The organism is Natrinema salinisoli, assembly GCF_020405205.1.
Lineage (GTDB): Archaea > Halobacteriota > Halobacteria > Halobacteriales > Natrialbaceae > Natrinema > Natrinema salinisoli.
Map to the genome: position 1 here is coordinate 34,528 of NZ_CP084469.1, position 24,215 is coordinate 58,742.

22 protein-coding genes and 1 other RNA gene are annotated in these 24,215 nt (G+C 64.6%); 11 read left to right on the forward strand and 12 right to left on the reverse strand.

Annotation, left to right across the window (positions count from 1 at the left end; translation table 11 throughout):
* Positions 1-112 precede the first annotated feature (112 nt).
* Positions 113-1,309, reverse strand: a complete 1,197-nt coding sequence (locus LDB05_RS00190) for a M24 family metallopeptidase (RefSeq protein WP_226005913.1) — start codon at positions 1,307-1,309, stop codon at positions 113-115.
* 101 nt (positions 1,310-1,410) lie between these two features.
* Between LDB05_RS00190 and LDB05_RS00195 the strand changes: the two genes are divergently transcribed.
* The 3 genes from LDB05_RS00195 (at position 1,411) to LDB05_RS00205 (ending at position 5,191) form a co-directional block, all read left to right on the forward strand.
* Positions 1,411-2,556 carry a LolA family protein gene (locus LDB05_RS00195; RefSeq protein ID WP_226005914.1) on the forward strand — a complete coding sequence of 382 codons (1,146 nt, stop codon included), beginning with the start codon at positions 1,411-1,413 and terminating at the stop codon, positions 2,554-2,556.
* A 93-nt stretch (positions 2,557-2,649) separates the two neighbouring features.
* Positions 2,650-3,942: a 3-phosphoshikimate 1-carboxyvinyltransferase gene (gene aroA / locus LDB05_RS00200; RefSeq protein WP_226005915.1), complete on the forward strand. Its 1,293-nt coding sequence runs from the start codon at positions 2,650-2,652 to the stop codon at positions 3,940-3,942.
* A 106-nt stretch (positions 3,943-4,048) separates the two neighbouring features.
* On the forward strand, positions 4,049-5,191 hold the full coding sequence (locus LDB05_RS00205; RefSeq protein ID WP_226005916.1) for a thiolase family protein: 1,143 nt from the start codon (positions 4,049-4,051) through the stop codon (positions 5,189-5,191).
* Positions 5,192-5,446: 255 nt separating this feature from the next.
* On the opposite strand, the gene LDB05_RS00210 is transcribed toward LDB05_RS00205, so the two are convergent.
* On the reverse strand, positions 5,447-6,022 hold the full coding sequence (locus LDB05_RS00210) for a DoxX family membrane protein (protein WP_226005917.1): 576 nt from the start codon (positions 6,020-6,022) through the stop codon (positions 5,447-5,449).
* A 270-nt stretch (positions 6,023-6,292) separates the two neighbouring features.
* On the opposite strand from LDB05_RS00210, the gene LDB05_RS00215 reads away from it, so the two are divergent.
* Together LDB05_RS00215 and LDB05_RS00220 are read left to right on the forward strand one after the other, a co-directional pair.
* Positions 6,293-7,408: an MFS transporter gene (locus LDB05_RS00215; RefSeq protein WP_343232922.1), complete on the forward strand. Its 1,116-nt coding sequence runs from the start codon at positions 6,293-6,295 to the stop codon at positions 7,406-7,408.
* 51 nt (positions 7,409-7,459) lie between these two features.
* Entirely contained in the window at positions 7,460-8,743 is a 1,284-nt protein-coding gene (locus LDB05_RS00220) for an alkaline phosphatase family protein (protein WP_226005919.1), read from the forward strand.
* A gap of 40 nt (positions 8,744-8,783) precedes the next feature.
* Here the strand turns inward: LDB05_RS00220 and LDB05_RS00225 are convergent, their stop codons facing one another.
* Positions 8,784-9,341 carry a hypothetical protein gene (locus tag LDB05_RS00225; protein WP_226005920.1) on the reverse strand — a complete coding sequence of 186 codons (558 nt, stop codon included), beginning with the start codon at positions 9,339-9,341 and terminating at the stop codon, positions 8,784-8,786.
* Positions 9,342-9,683: 342 nt separating this feature from the next.
* On the opposite strand from LDB05_RS00225, the gene LDB05_RS00230 reads away from it, so the two are divergent.
* Complete coding sequence (locus tag LDB05_RS00230) at positions 9,684-10,067, forward strand: hypothetical protein (protein ID WP_226005921.1); 384 nt, start codon at positions 9,684-9,686, stop codon at positions 10,065-10,067.
* A gap of 141 nt (positions 10,068-10,208) precedes the next feature.
* Here the strand turns inward: LDB05_RS00230 and LDB05_RS00235 are convergent, their stop codons facing one another.
* The 3 genes from LDB05_RS00235 to LDB05_RS00245 form a co-directional block, all read right to left on the reverse strand.
* Positions 10,209-11,915, reverse strand: a complete 1,707-nt coding sequence (locus LDB05_RS00235; protein ID WP_226007948.1) for an ABC transporter substrate-binding protein — start codon at positions 11,913-11,915, stop codon at positions 10,209-10,211.
* Positions 11,916-12,145: 230 nt separating this feature from the next.
* Positions 12,146-13,006, reverse strand: coding sequence for a phosphatase PAP2 family protein (locus LDB05_RS00240; protein ID WP_226005922.1), 861 nt, complete (start codon positions 13,004-13,006; stop codon positions 12,146-12,148).
* A 5-nt stretch (positions 13,007-13,011) separates the two neighbouring features.
* Entirely contained in the window at positions 13,012-14,808 is a 1,797-nt protein-coding gene (locus LDB05_RS00245) for an ABC transporter substrate-binding protein (protein ID WP_226005923.1), read from the reverse strand.
* Between the two features lie 209 nt (positions 14,809-15,017).
* On the opposite strand from LDB05_RS00245, the gene LDB05_RS00250 reads away from it, so the two are divergent.
* The 3 genes from LDB05_RS00250 to LDB05_RS00260 all read left to right on the forward strand — a co-directional run bounded on the left by LDB05_RS00250 (position 15,018) and on the right by LDB05_RS00260 (position 16,558).
* A complete protein-coding gene (locus tag LDB05_RS00250) occupies positions 15,018-15,296 on the forward strand; it encodes a ribonuclease P protein component 4 (protein WP_226005924.1) in 279 nt (92 codons plus the stop codon).
* A gap of 93 nt (positions 15,297-15,389) precedes the next feature.
* Positions 15,390-15,638 carry a YhbY family RNA-binding protein gene (locus tag LDB05_RS00255; RefSeq protein WP_226005925.1) on the forward strand — a complete coding sequence of 83 codons (249 nt, stop codon included), beginning with the start codon at positions 15,390-15,392 and terminating at the stop codon, positions 15,636-15,638.
* Entirely contained in the window at positions 15,635-16,558 is a 924-nt protein-coding gene (locus LDB05_RS00260; RefSeq protein ID WP_226005926.1) for a mechanosensitive ion channel family protein, read from the forward strand. Before LDB05_RS00255 ends, LDB05_RS00260 begins: the two co-directional genes overlap by 4 nt.
* A 27-nt stretch (positions 16,559-16,585) precedes the next feature.
* On the opposite strand, the gene LDB05_RS00265 is transcribed toward LDB05_RS00260, so the two are convergent.
* From LDB05_RS00265 to LDB05_RS00280, 4 genes are all read right to left on the reverse strand, one after another.
* Complete coding sequence (locus LDB05_RS00265) at positions 16,586-17,395, reverse strand: LolA family protein (RefSeq protein ID WP_226005927.1); 810 nt, start codon at positions 17,393-17,395, stop codon at positions 16,586-16,588.
* A gap of 308 nt (positions 17,396-17,703) precedes the next feature.
* An RNA gene (gene ffs, locus LDB05_RS00270) (signal recognition particle sRNA) lies at positions 17,704-18,015 on the reverse strand.
* A gap of 341 nt (positions 18,016-18,356) precedes the next feature.
* Positions 18,357-20,603 (reverse strand): CDC48 family AAA ATPase, encoded by a 2,247-nt coding sequence (locus LDB05_RS00275; RefSeq protein ID WP_226005928.1) that lies wholly within the window; start codon positions 20,601-20,603, stop codon positions 18,357-18,359.
* A 209-nt stretch (positions 20,604-20,812) separates the two neighbouring features.
* Positions 20,813-21,181, reverse strand: coding sequence for an Hsp20/alpha crystallin family protein (locus tag LDB05_RS00280; RefSeq protein WP_425498582.1), 369 nt, complete (start codon positions 21,179-21,181; stop codon positions 20,813-20,815).
* A 145-nt stretch (positions 21,182-21,326) separates the two neighbouring features.
* On the opposite strand from LDB05_RS00280, the gene LDB05_RS00285 reads away from it, so the two are divergent.
* Together LDB05_RS00285 and LDB05_RS00290 are read left to right on the forward strand one after the other, a co-directional pair.
* A complete protein-coding gene (locus LDB05_RS00285) occupies positions 21,327-21,665 on the forward strand; it encodes a DUF5798 family protein (protein ID WP_226005930.1) in 339 nt (112 codons plus the stop codon).
* Positions 21,666-21,929: 264 nt separating this feature from the next.
* Complete coding sequence (locus LDB05_RS00290; RefSeq protein ID WP_226005931.1) at positions 21,930-22,910, forward strand: PLP-dependent cysteine synthase family protein; 981 nt, start codon at positions 21,930-21,932, stop codon at positions 22,908-22,910.
* Positions 22,911-22,960: 50 nt separating this feature from the next.
* Here the strand turns inward: LDB05_RS00290 and LDB05_RS00295 are convergent, their stop codons facing one another.
* Together LDB05_RS00295 and LDB05_RS00300 are read right to left on the reverse strand one after the other, a co-directional pair.
* On the reverse strand, positions 22,961-23,371 hold the full coding sequence (locus LDB05_RS00295; protein ID WP_226005932.1) for a CoA-binding protein: 411 nt from the start codon (positions 23,369-23,371) through the stop codon (positions 22,961-22,963).
* A gap of 99 nt (positions 23,372-23,470) precedes the next feature.
* Complete coding sequence (locus tag LDB05_RS00300; protein WP_226005933.1) at positions 23,471-24,103, reverse strand: RAD55 family ATPase; 633 nt, start codon at positions 24,101-24,103, stop codon at positions 23,471-23,473.
* Positions 24,104-24,215: the final 112 nt, after the last annotated feature.

The window sequence follows — 24,215 nt, forward strand, 5'->3', positions numbered from 1 at the left end:
CCACGCCCTCCCCAGCCGATTCGCTCGTTCCACTCGCTCATCCCTCGCACGTCTTCGTCCCGTGGTTCGCTGTCGGCTCACCACGGGACAGCGCGCGCCAACCCACTTTCCTCTACTGTCTATCGCCGGCCGTCGGCTCGAGCCCGATCCGATAGTCGGTCAGGTTCTCGTAGCCGTCTTCGGTAACGACGACCAGATCCTCGATGCGGACGCCGCCGACGGCGGGGTCGTAGATGCCAGGTTCGATCGAGATGACGTGACCGGGTTCGAGTTCGTCGCCGGCCGGTGAGACGCTGGGCTCCTCGTGGATGTCGAGGCCAACGCCGTGGCCGGTGCTGTGGATGAATCCCGTCTCGGTGTTGGGATCGCTCCGGAGGGTTGCGTAGCCCGCATCTTCGATCACGTCGCAGGCCACGTCGTGAACCTCGGCGCCGGTGACGCCGGCCGCGACGGTCTCGAGGGCCGCCTCGTACGCCTTACGGGTAACTTCGTACCGACGTCGGGCCTCTTCGCCGGGGTCGCCGCGGGCGAACGTCCGGGTCATGTCCGCGAAGTAGCCCGTCTCCTTGTCCCGTGGGAAGATGTCGATCACGATCAGCTCGTCGGGCTCGAGCGGCCCGCTGCCGCGATCGTGGGGATCCGCGCCGTCGGCCCCGCAGGCGACGATGGTCTCGTCGAGCGCACAGCCGTGGCGGAGCAAGGTGACCTCGATCTCCTCTTTAACGTCCTCGCTGGTGAGGGGGTCGCCGTCGCGGACGAGGATCCCGTCTTCGACGTCCGCGGTGGCAATCAGCTCCTCCGCGGTCGCCATCGCGGCTTCGTTGGCCCGCTGGCTCGCCCGGATCTGGTCGACTTCCCAGTCCGTTTTCGTCGCGCGGATGTCCGTCACGATCCCCTCGCGTTCGACCGTCACCGCGAGCCCGTGCTCGCGGAGTCCGTCCGCGGTCCCCGTCGGGAAGTTCCGTGGGACGGCGACGGACGCTACCTCGTGGTCCTCGAGAAAGGCCGACAGCATCCGGTTCTTCCCCTCGTATCGGCCGTGTTCCGCTACCAGTTGCTGGTAGTCGTACGCGGCCCGCCGGGTGACCGAGTCCGCGCTGGCCTCGGTGCTCGCGCGCCCGTACTCGAGGCCGGAGACGAGCAGGTGGACGCCCGTTTGGGTGACGAGCGTCTGGTAGGGATCCGGCGCGGTGAAGCCGGAGACGTACCGCTGGTCCGAGTCCGACGCGTCGTCATCGATCAGATAGCCGTCCAGTTCCTCGACCGAGAGGGACTCCCGTAGCGGGGAGAGGTCGACGTCCACGTTCATGAACGGATGTGTGAGTGCAGTGCACATAATCCCGGGGATCCGACCGTCGCGGATCGACCCGAATCCACACTCTTATCAATTGATATATCTATCAGTCCCGTATGAAACGTCGCGGGTTCCTGACGGCGGGGGCTGTAGTCGCGCTCGCGGGGTGTGTTGGGTATACGGGCGAGGACGACGAACCACCCTCGAGCGAGGACCTCGTCCGAAATGCGATCGAAACGCGTCGTCACATGTCCTCCCTCGAAGCCCGTCGGGTCATGACGGTCGAAACCCCGGACGAAACCGTCGAACGGGTCGAACGCGTCGCTCGTCGGCCGCCCGCGAAACAGCGCATCGAGGTCCTCGAGTCGACGGACCCGGACGTCCCGGCCGGCTCCGTTACCGTGACGAACCGGGCGACGACGTGGGAGTACAACCCGCCGGCCGAGACGGTCGACAAGCAGTACCACCCGAACAAGGTCGATACAGACAGTACGCGACTCGTCCTCGAGACGCTCCTCGAGGACCACCGTCTCAGTCACGACGGGACCGAAACCATCGACGGGCGCGAGACACACGTCATCGAGACGCAACCGCCGGTCGAGGATATCGGGCCGACGATCGATCTCGTCGTCGGGGATACGACGTACGTCGTTCCGCTGCGAGCGACGGGCGACCTCGAGGAATTGGACGTATCCCGAACCGTCTGGATCGACGACGCGTACGGGTATCCGGTCAAAGAGCAGAACACGATCAGCGACGACGGCGAGACGCGTCACGAACTGACCGTCACGTACGAGAACCTCTCGATCAACGAGCCACTCGAGTCGGGAACGTTCACGTACGAGCCGCCGTCGGGTGCGACCGTCGTCACCGACGGTCCCGAGCCCAAGGGGGTCTTCGACTCCCTGGCGGCCGCCGACGACGCCGTCCCGTATACGCTCCCCCAGCCGGACGTACCCGAACCCTACGTTCTCGATCGGGTCACCGTCGTCGAAAAAGCCGATCGGTTCGGGACGACCACGACGCTGTGGTACAACGATCCGAACGTGATCGCGAAAGAGCTCTTTATCGCCGTTCGGGAGGTCCAACGGTTCAGACCCGACGCGCTCGAGGAGACCGAGTTCGACGGTCGGACGGCCTACCGCCGCGACGGGCGCATACAGAGCGTCTTCTGGGCCTGCGACGACCTGAATTACGAGATCTCGAGTCTCATCGACGGGGAACCGCTGCTCGGGATCGCGTCGTCGATCGGCTGTCCCTGAGCTGCCACCACCACCGGACGCTCGAGCGGACACTGGCGCTCGAAAACGTCCACAATCGGTACCGTCATAGGCGGACCGTGCGACACGTCGAGCATGAACGTCACGATCACACCCTCGAGCGTCGCGGGGACGGCGCGGGCACCGCCATCGAAGAGCTACACGCATCGGGCGATCCTCGCGGCCGGCTACGCCGATGAGGCGATCGTCCGCGACGCGCTCTGGAGCGCGGACACGCAGGCGACCGCCCGCGCGGTCGACCTGTTCGGCGGTGACGTCGAGCGGGGTGAAGACGGAACCCTCGAGATCGCCGGCTTCGACGGCCGCCCCGAGGTCCCGGCGGACGTCATCGACTGCGCGAACAGCGGGACGACGATGCGGCTCGTCACCGCGGCGGCGGCCCTGGCCGACGGCACCTCGGTGCTCACCGGCGACGGATCGCTGCGCTCGCGGCCACAGGGGCCGCTGCTCGAGGCGCTCGGCGATCTCGGCGCGACCGCATACAGCACCCGCGGGAACGGGCAGGCACCGTTGGTCGTCACCGGCCCGCTCGCGGGCGGCGAGGTGTCGATCCCCGGCGACGTCTCCTCACAGTACATCACTGCCCTGCTGATGGCCGGTGCGGTCACCGAGGACGGGCTGGAAATCGACCTCGAGACCGAACTCAAATCGGCGCCGTACGTCGACATCACGCTCGAGGTGCTCGCGGACTTCGGCGTCGAGGCGCGGAAGACGGACGTGGGATTCGCAGTCGACGGTGGCCAGTCCTACGACCCTGCGGGCGGCGAGTACGCGGTGCCCGGCGATTTCTCCTCGATCTCGTACCCGCTGGCGGCGGGTGCGATCGCCGGCGAGGAGGGCGTCCGCATCGAGGGCGCACAGCCCAGCGCGCAGGGCGATAGCGCCATCGTCGACGTCGTCGAGCGCATGGGCACCGACGTCGACTGGGACCGGGATGCAGGGACGATCGACGTCTCTCGGGCCTCACTTTCCGGAATCGAGGTCGACGTGGAGGACACGCCCGACCTCCTCCCGACGATCGCGACCCTCGGTGCGGTCGCGGACGGCGACACTCACATCACGAACGCCGAGCACGTTCGCTACAAGGAGACCGACCGGGTGAGCGCGATGGCCGAGGAACTCGGCAAGATGGGCGTCGCAACGACCGAAGAACGGGATTCGCTGACCATCCACGGCGGTTCGTCGGAACTCGAGGGCGCGACCGTACAGGGGCGAGCGGACCACCGTATCATCATGGCGCTCGCGCTCGCTGGACTGGTCGCCGACGGCGAGACGACGATCGAGGGTGCCGACCACGTCGACGTCTCCTTCCCCGGATTCTTCGGCCTACTCGAGGAACTGGGTGCGGAACTCGAGCGACGAGAATAGCTGCCGGCGCTGGGCTGTTATCCGCCAATTTCCAATCGATGCCGATATCCCCTGTTACTTTCCGAAGCAAATAGATATTTACGCCTTCGAAAGATTATGATATACAATGGCAGACAATACGCCGGTAATCGTTAGCGCTGTTAGAACTGCACAGGGGAAAGAAGACGGTGCCCTCGCGGACATCCGCAGCGAGGACCTCTCGATTCCGCTGGTCGACGAGATGCTCGCCGAGACGGGCGTCGAGGGCGACGACGTCGACGACCTGATGTGGGGCTGTGCACAGCAGCGCTCGGAGCAGCGAACGAACATCGCACGTCAGATCGCGCTCTTCTCGGAGCTCGGCGAGTCGGTGCCGGCGACGACCATCGACCGCCAGTGTGCTTCCTCCGCGCAGGCGATCATCAGCGCCGCGGACTCGATCGCCGCGGGCCGCCATCAGGCGGTCATCGCCGGCGGCGTCGAGAGCATGAGCCGCGTCAAGATGGGCGGCGGTGACGCCGGCGACATGTACCCCAAACTCGACGAAGAGTACGGGATGCGGAACCTCCAGATGGGGATGACCGCCGAGAAGGTCGCCGAGGAGTTCGACATCAGTCGGGAGGAGCAGGACGAATACGGCGCTCGGAGCCAGCAGCGCGCGGTCGAGGCGACCGAAGAAGGCAAGTTCGACGACGAGATCGTCCCGATCGAGACCGAGGACGGCGTTCACGACGAAGACGAGGGACTGCGCCCCGGCACGACTCCCGAAACGCTTGCCGACCTCCCCACTGTCTTCAAGGAGGACGGGACGGTCACACCCGGTAACGCCTCGCAGATCGCCGACGGCGCTGCCGGCGTCATGCTCACCAGCCGCGACTTCGCCGACGAGAACGACCTCGAGGTCCTCGCGGAAGTCGGCACCAGCTACGTCGCCGGCGTCGACCCGACGATCATGGGCGTCGGCCCGGTTCCGGCGACGGAGGGGCTACTCGAGCGCGCCGGTCGCGATATCGACGACTACGGACTCGTCGAGATCAACGAGGCCTTCGCCAGCCAGACGCTGTACTCCCAGCGCGAACTCGGCATTCCGGACGATCAGCTCAACGTCAACGGCGGCGCGATCGCGATCGGTCACCCGCTGGGCTGCTCCGGCGCGCGACTGCCGGTGACGCTGGTCCACGAAATGAATCGCCAGGGCGTCGACCGCGGCATCGCGACCGAGTGCGTCGGCTTCGGTCAGGGTGCGGCGATCGAGTTCGAGCTGCCCTGAGACGGTCGGATTAGGTATTTTTGGTCCAGATTTTGCGAGGGAGACCGCGAACGATGTGAGCGCGTCGACCGAGACAAAAGGTGGTCGCGTCAGGGTGCGGCGATCGAGTTCGAAATGCCCTGAAACGGTCGGTCTAGGTGTTTTCTGTGGCCTGGCGAGAGATGTGACGGCTATTTTGCTCGCGAGGGAACGGAAGCCAGTCTCGAACACTGGTTGAAAACGAGTACAGCGACGGCAGGGGTGAAAAAAGATCGTCTACCCGAGGACGTACTCGAGTCGGGGATAGCGTTCGAGGCGCGTCTGTCCGCCGAGGTCGTAGGTTTCGATGGAGGCGTCGAGGCCGAGGATCCGGCCGGCACCGAAGGCGGCGACGGCGAGGAACACGAGCATGTACGCGAAGTCGCCGTTGATGACGCCGTGGGCGATGTCCCAGTTCCCGAAGTAGAACATGAGCATCATGAGCGCGCCGAAGAACGCCGCGAGGCGGACCAGCGCGCCGACGAGGAGTCCGAGGCCGATCAGGAGTTCGCCCCACGGGACGGCGGCGTTCGCGAACTCGACGAACCACGGCGTCGTCGCCATCCAGCCGAAGAGACCGGCGAGGGGGTTTCCGTTGGTCGCTGCGACGTTGCCCAGGTAGCCGCCGGCGCTGAACGGTTCGGCCGCGACGATCTTCGTGAACCCGGAGTAGGCGAACGCCCAGCCCATCATGAGCCGGAGCGAGAGGACGAACCAGGCCGAGAGGCTGTGGGCGCGGCCGCCGACCGTGTAGCCGCCGATGGTGCTTTCGAACGTGTTTCGCGCGTCTTGGGAGATCGTGGATGTAGTCATGATATGGGAAGATTCCTTCCTACTTCCTAGAACGACGACATAGTATATAAGTATATTCAGAAACTCTATGTAATGGCTATGCATAAGTTATGAGTATGTATACTCGATCGGGCGACCACCATGCGACCGAACGTCCGACGCCACGCCCGACCGTGACGAATCAGAATGTTTTCGACGCCGTGGGGTCGACGCGGTTACGTGAGTACTGGTCACGGAGAGACGGCCGACAGCCGCCGCAGTTGGGTCGTGGCGTTCGTCGGCGCGATCGCGATGGTGTTCACCTTCGGAACCCCCTTCTCGTACGGTGTATTCGGACGGCCGTTCAGTGAGGCCTTCGGGATCCCACAGGTGACGCTGTCGACCGTCTTCGCGGTCATGCTGTTTACCTTCTTTATCGGGTCCGGAGCGGTGGGCGTGTTCGCCGCACGCCTGCCAGCCCGAGCCGTGCTACTGACCTGTGCGGTGGCCACCGGACTGATCGCTCCGTCCCTGTACGTGACGGGATCGTACCTCGGCCTGACGCTCGTGTTCGCGGTTCTCGGACTCGCCCTCGGAACGGTGTTCGTCCTGCTCGCGTCGATCGTCCCGCGCTGGTTCGAAGAGCGCCGCGGTGCTGCGACCGGGCTCATTTTCGTCGGCAACGGACTGGGTCTGTTTTTGCTGCCACCGATCTGGCAGTTCGTCCTCGCTCGGTTCGGCGTCCGGCAGGGCTTTCTCGTCGTTATGTCGGTGACCGCGTTCGCGTTCGCGCTCGCCGGCGTCACGTGTCGACGACCGCGATGGGCGGATACGTCGGCGGCGTCGGCTAGAGCGGTCATCGATTGGGTCGGCCAGTTAGCCGGAACACGAACGTTCCAACTGCTGTTCGTCGGTATCGGGCTCGCGTTCGCCTGGTACCAGCTCCTCGCGGCGTACGCGATCGATCTGTTCACCCACCGGGGCTTGACCGAGGCGAACGCGTCCGCCGCCTTCGGTTTGATCGGCGGTGTCAGTATCATTTCGCGAGTCGGAAGCGGGTACGCCACGGATATCGTCGGCTCGAGACGGGCGTTTCTCGCGTCACTAACGTGTTCGGCCGCCGGAATCGGCCTGCTGTTCGCGCCCCAGGTGCCGGTGCTCGCGGTTTCGATCTTCCTGATCGGCATCGGACTGGGCGGGTGTGCGACGCTGTACGTCCCCCTCCTGATGAACGTGTACGACCCCGAGAGGGACACCGCCATCGTCGGCGTCTTCAATATCGCGATCGGGACCAGCGCGTTGATCATGCCGCTACTCGGAACTGCGAGCATCTCCTATACGGGAGGGTACACTGCCGCTATCCTGCTCACCTTCGTCGTGACCGTCGTCTCGCTGTGGGCGACGGTTGTCGGAACTACCGGTTCGTAGCACACATGACCACCCCTGAACTATTTTCCCACCGCGTCCGTGGGCCGAAATATGCGTCCCGACCTCGAGTCCCGCCTCCGAAACCGACTGTCCGAGGACGGCTACCTCGTCCCGGATTACGGCGGCTACTGTTTCGCCGGCGTCCCCGAGACGGCCGTCTCCGTTCTCGACGTCGACGGGCCGTCACCGTCAGCCGCCGGTCGGCCGCTTCCGGACGACGTCCTCGAGGGCGTCGAGGACGAGTACGACCGCGTCATCGTCGTGCTGATCGACGGCTTCGGCCTCGCCTTCTGGCAGCGCCACGATCATCCGCTGCTCGACCGCGTCGAGGCCGACGGACGCGTCTCGCCGCTGACGTCGACCTACCCCTCGGAAACGGCGGCGGCGCTCACGACGTTCCACACCGGCCGACTGCCCGCGTCCCACGGCGTCCTCGGCTGGGACGTCTACGATCCGGTCGACGACGCCTCCTACGAGGCGTTCACCGGCGAGGTCAAAGCCGGCGACGAGTCGGTCGATCGCGACCTGCACGACGTCTTCGAGGGCGACCCGATCTATCCGGCCCTCACCGCGGCGGGGATCGACTGCCATCACGTCGTTCCGTTCCCGGAAACCTACGACGGCGCGGCCGTCCACTCCTACGGCGGCGACGTGACGGAGTCACCGGGATACGAGCTCGAGGGGTTCGAGGCCGCGCTCCGAGAGGCCGTCGCCGCCGCCGAGGAGCCGTCTTACCTGTACGCGTATCTCCCGCACGTGGACGCCGCCGCCCACGCCGCCGGGACCGATAGCGACCAGTATCACGCGACTGTCGACGAGACGCTCCGAACAGTTCAGCGGGCGCTTTCGGGAGTCGCGAAGGGCGACGCGGCGGCGGACACCGGTGAGACGCTCGTCCTCGTAACGGCCGATCACGGCCACGTCGACACCGATCGAACCGTCGACCTCGAGTCGTCGGATGCCGTAATGGGGAACCTGCAGCGCCACGCGAACGGTGACCCGGTCAGGTACGCCGGCAGTCCGCGAAACGTCCACCTCCACCTGCATGGCGGCACGGACGTCCGCGAGGCGGTACGAACCGAACTGATCGACGATCTCGAAGCTCGCGTCTTCACGGACCAGGAGGCCCGAAAACGCGATCTCTTCGGGGATCGCGAGGAAAGCCACACCTTCCGGCGCCGGCTCGGCGATCTCGTGATCTGTCACCGCGACCAGGGGGTCTGGTACGGGAGCGATTCCGCGAAGCTCGAACTAATCGGCATGCACGGCGGGCTCCATCCCGAGGAGATGCTCGTCCCGTTCGCGGCGATCGACCTCGCAGACATTCCCGAGTAGGGGGCGTCTCGACTGGATCTGTTATCGAAACCGTCGTCGATCAGTCCCCGACGTACTCGAGTTTGGTATCGCCCGTCTCACCCCACGCCGTTCGGGTTTCGGCATCGGTACGATAGTCGATACTGTACGGCGTTTCTCGCCGCCACTCGGTCGCGGAGAGGTGCGATCGAACCCGTTGCGTGGCAGCGTCGTAGTGAGCGCCGCGGTGGTAATACTCGAACTCTCGGTCGAGAACGTCGAGATGCGCGTGAACCGCGACGCGATCCGCATCGACGCGCCAGGCGTGGACGTGCGTCCACTCGTCACCGAGCCGCGGGCGCCGAACCGAGTAATCCGGTGCGACGAGGGCCCGGCTGTCGCTGTCCCACGCCCTGACAGCCGTGTCCGGGAACACCTGCGTCCAGCGAGGGTTCTCGAGGCCGGCGAACTCGGCTTCGATCGCAGCCACCGCGTCCCGATCGCCCGGAACGGTGACGTGCATATTGATCGGCATCGTGACCGTCCACCGTCCCTCGTCGTCCGGCTGATAGACGCAGCTCGGGAAGTCGGTCTCCCGGTCTCCGCCCGGATCGGTCGCCGAGTTCGTCGTTTCAGCCACGGCCCCGATCCTGCCCGGTATCGACAGCGTCACACCACTTCGAGCGATCGCGTCTCGTCTCGGAAGCCGGCTCATCCGTCTTCGAGTTCCCGAATCGATCCCGTTCGAGGCCACCGCCGTCGTATCCCGTTGTCCATACTGACTGGATTACGCTCCTTTCGGGGACAGCTATAACAATCGTTTGGCCTACATAGTCGGGTGTAAGCGTCCCGATACGAAGCGACGAATTCGTCGGTCGCGACTGGTCGCATTCGCCAGTACGGCGCTCGGCAGATACGGGGAGTCCACGCTCCCATCTGAAATATGGCAACCCTTTTCCCCGACGCAAGAGAATCCGATTGTATGACGGACGAAAACGAATCCCCAGACGGAGACGCAGGCGACGAGGGTGAGGAGAAATCCTTCCGCGAACGAGTCGAGGAAATCCGCGAGAAGCGAGCCGAAGAGGGCGAGGGTGAGGGCGAACCGCCCGAGAGCCCGTTCGGTGGCGGCGGTGGCGGCCCCGGCGGTCCCGGCGGCATGGGCGGCAACCCGTTCGCTCAGATGATGGGTGGCATGATGGGCGGCGGTGGCGGCCCCGGCGGTCCCGGTCCCGGCGGCCCGGGCGCTGGCGGTCAAGACGAAAGCAACGAGGAACTCGTTCGCGAAGTCCGACAGATGCGTGACGAACTGCGCGACCAGACCCGTGCGCTGAAGCGCATCGCCGACGCACTCGAGGACGAGTAACGGTCTTCCTCTCGTTTTTGCCGCCGTCGACTCGTCGAACGTGAGAGACATCTCGGTCCCGACAGGGCGATTTCGACGAGTACGATCCACCCCGGCCGGATCGGGGACGCCGACAGTGACGTCGCCGCTGCTCGACAGCGTTCAGTGTCTCACTCGAAGTCGTCCCCGGTCGTCGTATCTGAACCCGGCGTTTTCGAACGCGGCCCGTACCGCGTCGACGTCGAGTTCACCGTCCGATCCGAGAAACGGCGTCTCGGGGTCGTTCCCGGTCCACTCGAGGCGTTCCGGGATCCACTCCTCGGTAACGGGAGTCGCGACGGGTCGTGCATACCCGTGGAATATCTCGTCGCAGACCCACTGTTTGTCGATCAGACCGGCGATAACGCGCCGGAACCGATAGTTGTTGAACGGTGCGCGACGCGCGTTGAAACCGAGGAAATAAAACGACCACGACGCCGATTCGATCCGCTCGACGCTGCCTGACTCCTCGACATCGCCGATCGCGTTGGCCTCGAGCGGGAGACTCGTCACGTCTCGGGCGTCGTTTGCGACGGCCTGAGCCGCTGAAACGCTGCCCGGATCGATGAAGAACGTACAGTCGTCGACCGCCGGTTCCGACAGATCGACGGCCGTCCGGGTCGTGAAGTGGTCCTCGAACCGCTCGAGAACGACCTGATCGCCCTCGGTTCGATTGACGAACTGGAATGGGCCGCTTCCGATTGCCGGGACGTTGTTCGTGACGACCGTTTCCGTCGTTCCCTGCGCGATGCTTGCATCACCCGTACCCAGAACTTCGGCCGCCCGTTCGCGCCAGCGGTGGGCCGGGAGTATCGGCACGAGCAGTGCACGTTCGCCGACCGTCTCGTTCGTCCCGACCGTGAACTCGAGGTGGTGGTCGTGCTGGATGTCGATCGATTCGACAGCAGCGACCTGTCCCCGAAACCGGGGGGCGGGCGAGGGCGCTTCGAGGGCTCCGAGCGAGATATCCTTGAACAGTCGATACGAAAACGCGACGTCCTCGGCAGTCACCGGCTCACCGTCGTGAAATTCACATCCCTCTCGGAGGGACACATCGACGGTTCGACCGGCCCAGTCCCACGACTCGGCGAGCCACGGCTGGATCTCGTCGGTCCCGTTCTGCGTAGCGAGCGAATCGTACAACAGATTCGTGACCGTTCCCTCGCGGCGGTAGTCTGCCGCCAGCGGATTGAGGTTTTCCGTCGGTCTGGCGTCGGCGTGACTGACCCGAAGCTCCTCGACGTCCGTGGCGGGCTCGAGACCGAGATAGCCGTGGCGCGTCGCAAGGTGACCGTTCTCCCAGCCGTCGAACCGATCGGTCCTGACGACGCGGTGTTCCTCGGGGACACAGATCGGCACGAACGGCTGTTCGGTCGCGATCGACTCGAGTATCTCCGTGATGACGGTACTGCGGTCATCACCACTGACGCGGCGTTGCTTCTCGAGGAGTTGATCCAGGTCCTGATCGGCGTATCCGAACGGGTTTTGCCATCCCGATTCGTCAGCGTATCGCGAGTACAACGCTTCGTAGAGGAAATCCGGGTCGGTTCCGGCCGGATGACGACCGATGCAGATGTCGAAATTGTGATCGTACAGGACCGTTCGCAGGAAGTCGATGTCGGACCTGATATCGAGCGACACGTCGATGCCGGCGGCTTCGAAGTGCTTCTCGAGACGACGAGCGATCCGGACGTTCTGTCTGGCGGAGTCCGCCGGAATCGTGGTAATCGAGACGGAGAGCTGTCCGATGTTGTCGGGCGTGACGATGTTCCGGACTCCTCGAAGACAACCGCTACTCGAGACCGTCAGTCCGGCCGTTGCTGCCAGCATCGCACGACGACTGCGGGTCCCGCCGTCACCGCCGCGGCCGTCCTGATTCTGGGCGGTTCGTCTCCTGTTCATTTCGTTCGTTTATTACAGTTGAAGAGCCACGCTATAACAGTATTGCGCTCTCCGTTACCCCGATTGCGTGGGTCGATCGTCGGGGACTGCAGCGGTTTGCGGCTGGGTCGTGACCGGCGCTGGTCCGCCACCGGGCACGATTGACAATGCGTGCCCAGTCAATCGCTCCGTTCCCACGGTAACTGCTCTTCGTACTGTTGCAATCGGTCTTCGAAGAGGTCGGAGAGTGACCAGCGATCGACGAGCCGATCCGAGAGTTCGACGCAAAGCGCTGCGAGCAGTAATCCCGCGGCGACGTCGATCCCCCAGTGGATCCCGAGGTACATCGTCGAGATCGCGACGCTGGCTGCCAGTACGACCGCGACGGGGAACCACCGCGGAAACTCCGAGCGAGTTATCGCTGCGAACGCCGCGACGGTCGCCGAAAGCGACGTGTGAAGCGACGGAAAGACGTTGGTGTTGCTGTTGACCTCACTGGTGATATACCGGTACTGGTAGTTGATGTCGAACAGCATGGTTTCCGCGACTTCGGCTGGCATCAGGTTCCGGGGACCGTACGCGATTACGAAGACGTACAGCACGAGCCCGATCGCGTAATTGAGCGCGTATGCTGTCAACAGTCGACGAAAAATCCGTGTGTCGGGGAGTGTGAAATAGGCGATCACCGGAAAGATCAGGAGGAACGTATAGCCGTAGATGTAGATCAACGAGAAGTACGTGTTCAGCTCGGGCGTTGCGATCGACTGGAAGACCAGGATAAACTCCCCCTCGATATTGTAAAACCAGGAGGTGAGATGGAGCCCGATCTCCCGGGAGAGCCGCGGTGCTCGTTGCCTGGCGAATCGATTGATCAGCAAGATGAAGAGCAAGACGCCGACGGTCGGCCCGGCAGTTCTGAGCCGGGATCGCCACTCCGAGCGCGTTCGTGCGAGGCGCTCGCGGCCGACGAAGACGGCTATCGAAAGCGGGAGGAGAATCCCGATTACGACGACGAGTTGTATCAGCACCTCAACGAGCATCGGTCCTAGTACCCCCCAAGGAGTCGCCCGTTATCATCGTATCGGAACCCGGCTCGCTCGAACGCCGCTTTCGCAGCGTCGACGTTGAGGGTGCCGTCGGTACCGACGAACGGCGTCTCCGGATCCTCGCCGTCCCACTCGAGGGCCTGCGGAACCCACTCGTCGGTCACCGGTGTTGCGACGGGCGATGCGTTCTCGTCGAACACGTCCGCCACGATCGTTTCCTTGTCCAGTAACTGTGCGACCGCTCTCCGGAAGTGCGGGTTGCTACAGGGTGCGTTCCGGACGTTGAATCCGAGATGATAAAACATCCGTGAGGGGTACTGCAGGCGTCTAATCTCCGACGAATCAGGGATCGCCGGCAGCGAATGCGCGCTCAGCATCGACGCTGTCACGTCAGCACCGCCGTCCTCGACCCGACGGATCGAGGAGACGCTTCCGGGGTCGACGGTGAACCGCAACTCGTCGACCGTCGCTTCGGGGAGTCCGACGTCTTCCCGGCGGGTGAAGTGGTTCCGGTATCGCGCCAAGACGAGCGACTCCGCTTCCGTCCGACTATCGACCCGGAACGGACCGCTTCCGACAGGCGACACCTCGTTCGTGTTGACGACGTCCCATCGGCCCTGTGATGCGGTGAAATCGCCGTCTGAGGCCCGCTGGTCGACCTGCTCGCGCCACACGTGCTCGGGCAAGATCGGAACGGTAAGCGCTCGTTCGCCGGTCTCCTGCCCGCCCACGACGGTGATCGTCAGCTGATACTCGTCCTCGATCGTCACGTCGTCGATCAGGTCGACGTGACCCTGATACCGCGGTGCCGGCGATTTGACGGAGGCTCGTCCCAGCGACGTATCCTCGAGAAACCGGTACGTGAAAGCGACGTCGTCGGCGGTCACCGGTTCGCCATCGTGGAACTCACAGTCCTCGCGTAGGGTGACCGTCGCGGTCAGCGTCGACTCCTCGCTCTGCGAGCCGGTGTTGGAATCCGCCGGCTCGTCCCACTCCCACGACTGCGCGAGCCACGGCCGGATCTCGCCGTCGTGTTCGGTTCCGAGCGAGTCGTACAGGAGATCGATCGTCGTCCCGCGCTTCCGAAGCGTCGCCGAGAGCGGATTCAGGTTCTCCGTCATCCGGCTGCCGGTTACCAGCGCCCGGAGCTCGTCTACGCCCTCGGCCGGGTCGAGACCCAGATACCCGTGTCGCGTCGCGAGGTGGCCGTCTTCCCACCCGGTGAACCGATCGGGGTTGGCGACGTGGTACTCGTCGGGGATACAGATCGGCACGAAGGGTTTCTCCCGCGCCAGCGCTTTCAAGACCGTTTCGATGCGTTCCTCGCGTTTCTCGCCGTCGACTCGCCGCTGTTTCTCCAGGAGGGTGTCGAAGTAGATGTTGGCGAACCCGAAGGGGTTCTGCCACCCGGCTTCGCCGGCGAACGTGGAGTGGAGGGCTTCGTAGAGGAAGTCGGGATCGTAGTCGGCGGGGTGAAGGCCGACGTAGCAATCGAATTCGTGTTCGATCAGCACTGCCTCCAGCAGCTCCGAGCGCGACCGCATGTCGAGTGAGACGTCGATTCCGACCCGCTCGAGGTTCGCTTCGAGCCGGCGGGCGATCCGGATGTTCTGGCGGTCCGAGTCGGCGGGCATCGTCATGATCGACAGCGAGACCTGTTCGTCGTCCACCGTGTTGACGACGCTTTGGACGCGGTCGATGCAACCGCTCGTCGCGACCGTACCGGCGGTCGCACTCGCAGCGAGGAAGGAACGTCTGCTGACGCCATCGTCAGCGGGGGAGGGGGTCCAATTCATTCCGGTTACCTAACACCCAATACTCATTTGATATATAACAGTATTGCGTACTACGACCGAGTCACAAGCGGAGTGAAAAGTGTTTTCAAACGGTAGTAAACTCGTCGTAATCACCAATCCCCCGAGAGTACCGGGGATCGACGAACGCGGGGACGGCGACCCCGTCGCTGGAACGCAACATCAATAGGTCGACCGCCGAAACGACGCGTATGGACGTCGCGGCCGAGCGGATCGAGCGCCTGCACGAGCTCGCTCGAGCGGCGGCAGCCGACGGTGCGGACGATCGGGCTCGCTACTACGTCCGCCTCGCGCGGCGAGTCGCGGAACGAAACCGACTGACGCTCCCGCGCGAGTTTCGCCGGTTCAGCTGCGATCGCTGTGATGCGTACCTTCGGCCGGGGAAGAACGCACGCGTCAGATTACAGGACGGTCACGTCGTAATCACCTGTGACTGCGGTGCACACGCCAGGTATCCCTACGAGTCGTGATCGCCGCTCCGTTCCCAGTTCACCATCGCACACCCTCTATCGTCCCCGTCCGAATCGCGAAGATTGAAGCCGCTCGATTCGTTAATCGGGGCCATGGATAAACAGGAACTCAAGCGACGAGCCCACGATCTCGATGTCACGGTCTGGGTCGGCAAGAGTGGCATCGACTCGGTCGTCGACGAGCTCGACGACCAGCTCTCGGATCGAGACCTCGTGAAAGTGAAGCTCCTCCGCGCGTCGCGGGCGGGGAGTTCGACCGAGGAAAAGGCGGCCGACCTCGCTGATCGCGTCGACGCGGAACTGATCGAGACACGGGGCCATACGGCAGTGGTCCACCGATGACGATCGGGGCTGTTCCGTCGCCGTTACAGGCCACCGGACTCGGTCCGATCGGGAACGCGCTCGACGATGCCGGGCTCACGGCGACCCAGGCCGGAACGGCCGAAGGGGCGATCAAATTCGTCGTCGCGCTCGTCGCGATCTGGCTGGTCGGACGGCTCCTCGTGTTACCGCTGATCACCCGGGCGATGAACAGGCGCGAACTGGACAAACACGCGCAGAACCCGCTGTTGATGCTCTCGAGGTTCGGCATCGCGTTTGTCGGCTTCGCCATCGCGTTCGGCTTCGCCGGCTACGGGAACTTTCTGGTGTCGATGGCGGGCATCGCAGCGGCCGGCGCGCTCGCGATCGGGTTCGCGATGCAGGACGTGATCGCCAACTTCGTCGCGGGCGTGTTCATCTACACCGACAAGCCGTTCCGCATCGGCGACTGGATCGAGTGGGACGACGGCACGTACTCGGGCACCGTCGAGGACATCAGCCTCCGCGTGACCCGGGTCCGAACGTTCGACAACGAACTGCTCACCGTGCCGAACTCGTCGCTCACCGACGGCGTTCTCAAGAACCCCGTCGACGCGAACAAGCTCCGGCTGAAGTTCGTCTTCGGGATCGGCTACGACGACGACATCGAACGAGCGACCGAGATCATCGTCGACGAGGCCGAGCGCCACCCCGACATCATGGACGATCCCGCGCCGTCCGTCCGACTGACGGAACTCGGCGACTCCGACGTCGGCCTCCAGTCGCGGTTCTGGATCTCGAACCCCTCCCGCGCCGACTTCGTTCGAACCCGCGGCGAGTACGTCACCGCGGTCAAACGTCGCTTCGACGAGGAGGGGATCGACATCCCCTACCCCGTCCGCACCCTCGAGGGCGGACTCGACCTCAAGAGCGGACAAAGCGTCGTGCAGCCGGCCGAATAGCGCACCTCGAAGAAACGACCTGTCTCATTATCTGACGGCAGTCGAATTTTCGGTCGTTGCGTTTTCCGGCGGATCGAACCGTTCGTCCTCGAGTCCGACGTTGAACGCGACCGAGTCGAAGCGCTCGGTCATGACGATGCGCTCGCCGTCGGGTTCCTCGAAGACGACCCGCTCCTTGAGCGGGTAGTCGTACTCCGTATCGATCCACAGCGTCTGCTCGACGGCCTCGAGGTCGTCGCTCGGATCGCTCGTCTCGATCGCGTAGACGTACTCGGTATCGCCGACGATCGCCGAAATACCCCGTTCGACGGTCTCGTTTTTCGCCTCGACCGCGAGGACGTGAGCCTCGCGGTCCGCGATCCGTTCGGTGCCGCGATACTCGAGGTCGTACAGCTCGAGTTGCCGCTCGGCCTCGTCGGCCCGCGCCGATCGGACGTCGTCGTTGTCGAACCGTTCCTCGGCCTCGTAGTAGCTCGCCGTCTCCGAAGCCGCGTCGTACCACCACGACCCGGAGGCGTTCGAGCCGTAGATATCCCCCACTTGATCGGGCTCGGAGGACTCGAGCACCCCGCTCCGGTAATCGACGTAGGGCCGCTCGGCAACTCGAACAACTTCCGTAATCGTCTCGCTTCCGTTCGTTACCTCGGTCGTTTCCTTGCCCCGGACGTCCTCGAGATCCTCGGCGTGGACGAACGCCCCCTCGAACACCACCTCTGGATCGGGGTTGGATTGATTCGGGTCGGGATCGGTTACGGACGGCTCGAGCACTGCACAGCCGCTCAGAAGGACGCATACGACGAGTGCGATGAGAACGGCTGTGGATCCTCGAAATGTCATCAGAAATCTAATTTTGAGCAGCGATAGTAATAGTTTCTATTCTGACGTCTGCGGTCAGATTCGAAGGTCGGGTTTCTCAAACTCTGGCCGGGAGCACGGCTCGAACGACAGTGAGAGCAGTGCGACCCGGGGAAGGGCAGGCGGTTACCCGCCACGACCGCGAGCGAACCCGTAGGGTGAGCGAGCGGGCCGACGACTGATGTGGAGTGACGCGGAGCGTCACGGAACGGAAGGAGGAGTGCTTTTGATCGAAATTTTACCGAGGGCCGCCGTAGGCGGCCCGCAGAGTAAAATTTCGTTGTGTATGAATGCGGACGGCCGCAGTTGCCCGGCGTTCCGGACGGGGGAATCTCGGTTGCCTTCTCCACCCCGCGACCCGTCGAGCGACAGGTGTTCGGCGGTCCACTGCTCGCTTCCGCGCCTGATGGGCTGTCGCCGACTAACCACGATGGGTCGTCCCTGCGGACGGCCATCGTGGACCGCTGTCCCCGACGGACGAGGCTTCTCTGTTGGCTCCCGAGGCCCCGGCCGGTCTGACCGGACGCCTGCGGCGTTCGGTCCCCGCTAAAGACCATAGCGCGGGTAATGAGCAGGGCCTAACTGCCCGACCTAGTCCATCCCGATCTACGCGGGTTACGCTTAAGGACCTTTCGTCTCCCGAATCGCTCGAGGGCGAGGTACCGCCCGATCGGATGATTGGCACGACCACCGCCGCTCGAGTCACGCTGGTGGGGACGAGACGAAGTCGACGCAAACGGGCTATCAAGGGAGTGACCCAAATACGGCCCGTATCGGGACTGGGTATTGAAAACGGCAGTTCAGGCCGCGGTTTCAGGCGCGATCCGTCACGCCGAGTCGACGAACGGCGTGTACATCCCGTGAGTGTCCGGACAGCCGCCGGGCCATGCGGTGCCGGATCGAACGTCGTCCCGCAGCGACGACTCGGTGCTCGAGGGCGCCGTTAGGCTTCACCACCGGCACCCTCGAGCACGTCGTCGAACTCGCCCGCCGCGAACTCACTGGCGACGTCGGACGAGACCTCCTCGAGCGCTCGCTCGAAGTGTTCGCTCGTCAGTTCGATCGCCTCGACGTCACGCTCGTCCCCGGTCGCTTCCGCGCGGACGTGCTCGCGGACGGCGATCGTCGCGGCCTCGCGGCAGACGGCCTCGATGTCCGCGCCGGTGTGACCCTCAGTTTCGGCCGCGAGGGCGTCGAGATCGACGTCGTCGGCCAGCGGCCGGTCGGCGGTGTGGATCGCGAAGATCTCGCGACGGGCCTCCTCGTCGGGCTCGTCGACCGAGACGTGACGGTCGAGCCGGCCCGGTCGGAGGAGCGCTTCGTCGATCAGTTCCGGGCGGTTCGTGGCTGCGATGACGACGACGTCCTCGAGTTCCTCGAGCCCGTCGAGTTCGGTCAGGAGCTGCGACACGACGCGTTCGCCGACGGTGGAGTCGCCGACGCCGGTGCCCCGCTCGCTCGCGATGGCGTCGATCTCGTCGAAGAACACGATCGTCGGGGCGTTCTCGCGGGCCTTGCTGAAGATCTCGCGGACGCCCTTCTCGGACTCGCCGACGTACTTGTCGAAGAGCTCGGGCCCCTTGACCGAGATGAAGTTCGACTGGGACTCGTTGGCGACCGCCTTGGCGAGCAGCGTCTTGCCGGTTCCCGGCGGCCCGTACAGCAGGACGCCTTTGGCGGGCTCGAGGGCCACTCGCCGGTAGGCGTCGGCGTGCTCCATGGGCCACTGGACTGTCTCGCGCAGCCGTTCCTTGGCCGGCTCGAGGCCGCCGACGTCGTCCCAGCTGACGTCGGGGACTTCGACGAAGACCTCGCGCATCGCCGAGGGTTCGATCCCCCGCAGGGCGCTCTTGAAGTCGTCTTCCCTGATCTCGATGGCCTCGAGCGCCTCGGCGTCGATCTCGTCTTCCTCGAGATCGAGTTCGGGCCGCACGCGGCGCATCGCGGTCATCGCGGCCTCCTTCGCGAGGTTCTCGAGGTCGGCCCCGACGAAGCCGTGCGTGTTCTCGGCGTAACGCTCGAGATCGACGTCCTCGGCCAGCGGCATGCCGCGGGTGTGGATCTGCAGGATCTCCTCGCGGCCCGCGGCGTCGGGGACGCCGATCTCGATCTCGCGGTCGAACCGGCCGGGACGGCGCAGCGCGGGGTCGATCGCGTCGACGCGGTTGGTCGTCCCGATGACGGTGATTTCGCCACGCTGCTCCAAGCCGTCCATCAGGCTGAGCAGCTGCGCGACGACGCGGCGCTCGACGTCGCCCTGAACGTCCTCGCGCTTGGGCGCGATGGAGTCGAGTTCGTCGATGAAGACGATCGCCGGCTCGTTCTCGGCGGCGTCCTCGAAGACGTCGCGGAGTTGCTCCTCGCTCTCGCCGTAGTACTTCGACATGATCTCCGGCCCGGAGATCGTCTGGAAGTGGGCGTCGATCTCGTTCGCGACTGCCCGCGCGATCAGCGTCTTGCCAGTACCCGGCGGGCCGTGCAGCAGGACGCCTTTCGGCGGCTCGATACCGAGCGCTCTGAAGAGTTCGGGGTGGCGCATCGGCAGCTCGATCATCTCGCGGACCTGCTCGAGTTCGTCGTCAAGACCGCCGACGTCCTCGTACGTGACGTCCGGCGGCTGGCCGTCGGGTTCGCCTTCGGCCTCGAGCGGGCCGGTCGCTTCGACCGAGAGTTCGTCGCCACCGCGTTCGGTCACGTCAACCTCAGTCTCGCCGCTGACGACGACGGAGCCGCTCGGTTCGGTGTCGACGACCGTGACCGGCAGCCGCCGACCGGAGCGCGTCGAGAGGAGGCCAAAGCCCAGCGACAGCGAGAACGTGTCGCCCGAACTGACGGCTCGTTCGGAAAGCTTGTCCTTCAGGTACGAGCCGACGTCGCCCTGAATGCGAACGTTTTCGGGCAGCGCGAGCGTGACTCGCTCGGCCGGTTCCACGTCGGCCGCCTCGACGCTAACTGGATCGTCGATCCGAACGCCGGCGGCCTGCCGGAGCTGGCCGTCGATGCGGACGATACCCCGACCCGTGTCCTCGCTCCGGCCCGGCCAGACGCGCGCGACGACGCGACCGTCGGGGCCCTCGATGGCGACGAACTCGCCGCTCGAGACCCCGAGCTCGGCCATCGTCTCGCGGTCGATTGCGGCCAGGCCGCTGCCTGCGTCCTTCCGTTTGAGCGGTTTCACTCGAAGTCGCATGGCCACTGCGTTGTGCGTCGGTAGATTCGTGATCGATACCGTTCGTCGACGCGTTCGAACGCACGAACGACGAACTCAGGACAGGAGTCGACCGGTCGACGCACGCGAGTCGAACGGTCAACGGGGAGGTAGTTCACCGGGCGGAGCCGGGGACCGATACCCCTACGGCGACGATGCCGAAGATCCGCGAGTACCGCATCAGGGATAGGTTATCCCTCGAGCGGGATCTCCTTGCCCTGCGCGGTCGAGTCGGACGTCGGCAGCCGGACTTCGAGGACGCCGTTCGTGTACTCGGCGGCGATCTCCTCGTCGTCGATCAGCTTGGGGAAGCGGAACCGACGGTGGTAGGTCTTCTTCCGGCCGCGACTCTCGTCGGAGTGCTCGGCGGCGACGTTCAGGATGCCGTCGTCCCACGCCAGGTCGATTTCGTCGGTTTCGAAGCCCGGCATGTCGATCGTGAGGACGAACTCGTCGTCCTCTTCGTACAGTTCGTAGTCGCTGCCACCAGCGTCACCGAAGAGTTGGGACGGGAGGTCGAGGCCTTGCATCCATGTGCTCGGTGGACTTGCTCGCACCATGGCTGATCACCTCGAATTCAGCAGATGATTGTCCATGGTTCGTAATAAATCTGTCGTATTATGTTATTTGTTAGCATGGCGTATCCAACCAGTCCGACCGCAGTGGAGGAAAAGGCCCATTAGTACGCCGACACATCGTTCGCGTATGGGACTCGGCAGCACTGCAAAGAAGATTCAGACCCTCTCGGATCGGGCCGAGGCGATGTACAAGCAGGTCAAGAAACTCCAGCAACGAGTCACGGGGCTGGAAGAGAAGGCCGACGAAACTCACGAGACCGTTACGCGCCTGGACCACCAGCTCACCGAGCAGCGGGCGCTCCTGCTCGCGATCGCCGACGAGCAGGGGATCGACGGCGAAGAGATCCTGGCGGAGGCGGCGATCGACGAGGCCGAACTCGAGGACGGAGCGGACGGCGAGGACACCGACGCGACGACGGCGGAATCCGAACCGGCGACCGAGGCGAGCGAGACGACCGCCGAGTGACGGAGCAGTTCTGCATTTAGTCACGATCGTTCGGCCATCACCCCGTGAGCATCCGTTCCGTGGACCACGGCGGCTGCTGGTCATCCAAGCGGGATACCAGACCTTCCCCCCCTCAGTTCCAGCGTGAATGCGCGTTACTGACTCGTCACCACACACTCGCGCCGATAGCAACGGTCCGATAACACGCCTGTGCCTACTGCTATCACCGGTCGTTCGGAATCGAGAGGGCAAAGGCTAACAACCGAGGCAACATTTGCCAGCACGATGACGACTCACGAGGAGCCGGTGGATTCGGTACTGGAGACGATCGGTCGAACGCCGCTCGTTCGGCTCCAGGACGGCCCCGACGCGGTCCCCGTCTACGCGAAACTCGAGTCGTTCAATCCCGGCGCCAGCGTCAAGGATCGAATCGGCCGGTACATGCTCGAGCGAATGCTCGAGCGCGGTGACGTGCCGCCGAGCGGGACGATCATCGAGCCGACGGCGGGGAACACGGGAATCGGATTAGCTATCGCGGCGGAACAGCTCGGATTGGACGCCGTCTTCGTCGTCCCCGAGCGGTTCAGCGTCGAGAAACAGCAGTTGATGGCGGCACTTGGCGGCGAGGTCATCAACACACCGACGGACGAGGGCATGGAGCGGGCGATCGATCGCGCTCACGAACTCGCCGCGGAACTCGACGACGCGGCCGTCCCCCAGCAGTTCTCGAACCCGCTCAACACCGAGGCCCACTACGAGACGACCGCACCCGAGATTTTCGAGGCGCTCGACGGGCGCGTCGGCGCGGTCGTCGCCGGCTGCGGGACCGCCGGTACGCTCATGGGAATCGCCCGGTACGCTCTCGAGCAGGACCCCGACACGCACATCGTCGCCGTCGAACCCGAGGGATCGGTCTACGGGGATCTCGTCGGCGAGGATCGGGACGAAGACGAGTACAAGATCGAGGGGATCGGCACTCACGACACCGCGACGAACGAACTGTTCGAACCGGAACTGGTCGACGCCGTCGACGCCATTGCCGATCGCGACGCCCACGCGGAACTCGAACGCCTCGCTCGCGAAGAAGGCCATCTGGTCGCCTCGAGTGCGGGCGCTGCGAGCGTGGCCGCGAAACGAGTCGCCCGGGAAATCGCCGCCGGCGATCTTAACGTCCCCCACGAGACGGTCGTAACGATCTTCCCCGACTCGAGCGAGCGCTATCTCTCGAAGGGCATCTACCGCTCGTTCGAGGAGTGGGCGTCGTAGTCACCGCCGGCGTCTCGAATCACCCTCGGATCCGTCGTCGCAGCCCGTTTTCAGGCGACGAGCTGTCGGTGCTGGACCTTCATACATTTGTCTTGGACGACGTCTCGACCCGCGTCTTCCGCGCGGGCTGCCGCCTCGTCGTCGCGGATGCCTTGTTGGGTCCAGATGACTTTCACGTCGTCGCGCTCGAGGGCCGCGTCGACGATCTCGGCGACCTCGTCGCTGGGGCGGAAGATACAGACGACGTCGATCTCTTCCTCGACATCCCCGATGGAGTCGTAGACCTCGCGGCCGAAGATCTCGTCCGCGAAGGGATTGACCGGAATCACGTCGTAGCCGTGATCGAGCAGGTACTTCGGCACGTCGTGGGCCGCCTTGCCGGGCGTGCTCGAACAGCCGACGACCGCGATCGTCTCGTAGCCGAGGATCGCCTCGAGCTCTGCCGTAGTTTCGACTGGCATATGCGAGCGTACGTGCTCGAAAAGTATACGTCTCGGGGTCGCGGCGCGATCGCATTCAGTCGTGTAGTCGCCTCGAGAGCGGCGACTACCGGGGCCAGCTCAGGGCGAGAGCCCGGCCGTCCGGATCTCGGGGTCCTCGCCGTCGACGGACTCCTCGAGTTCGATGACGGCGTCGAAGAGCTGTTTGAGCGTGTTCATCGTCTGGTCGTCGTGGGCCGTCGAGTCGATGACGTAGACGCCCAGGGCGTCGGCGCTCTGGATCCGGCCGGTGAAGACGTGGAGGAACCGGAAGACCGTCTGGAGGTCGGAGTACATCAGGAGCGTCGAGACCGAGTGGAGGAGGACGCGGTTCTCGCTGAGCCCGCGGGTCTCGTAGAACTCCTGGAGGAACTCCGAGAGCTTGATTCCGATCCCGGTCATGTCGACTGGCGACGAGGCGTACTTGATCCGCGGATCGTCGTCGATCGTCCCGATGCCGCGCTGTTTGGTCACGCAGTCGACGACGCCGATGTCCGGCTCGACGCCCTCGGCGACGTGGTCGTCGAAGCTCTCGAGGACCTTGTCCGCGCTGTCTTTCGTGGTGACGACGATCGATCCGTCCCCGCGATTCGCACCGCTGGCGAGAATATCGAAAGCGATCCGTCGCTTTCCCGTCAGGGGCGGGCCCGAGACGAGTACGTTCGTCCCCGGATCGAGTTCGGCGTCCGGAAGGACGTCTGCGAGGTCATACATACGGGATACTCACATCCATCGCCGTGGCGACTCTATTGGTCGTATCACAGGCCACTCCGGCGTCCGGCGTGTTGTATGGAAATACGCGAAGCGGCTTATAGTACTTTTGATT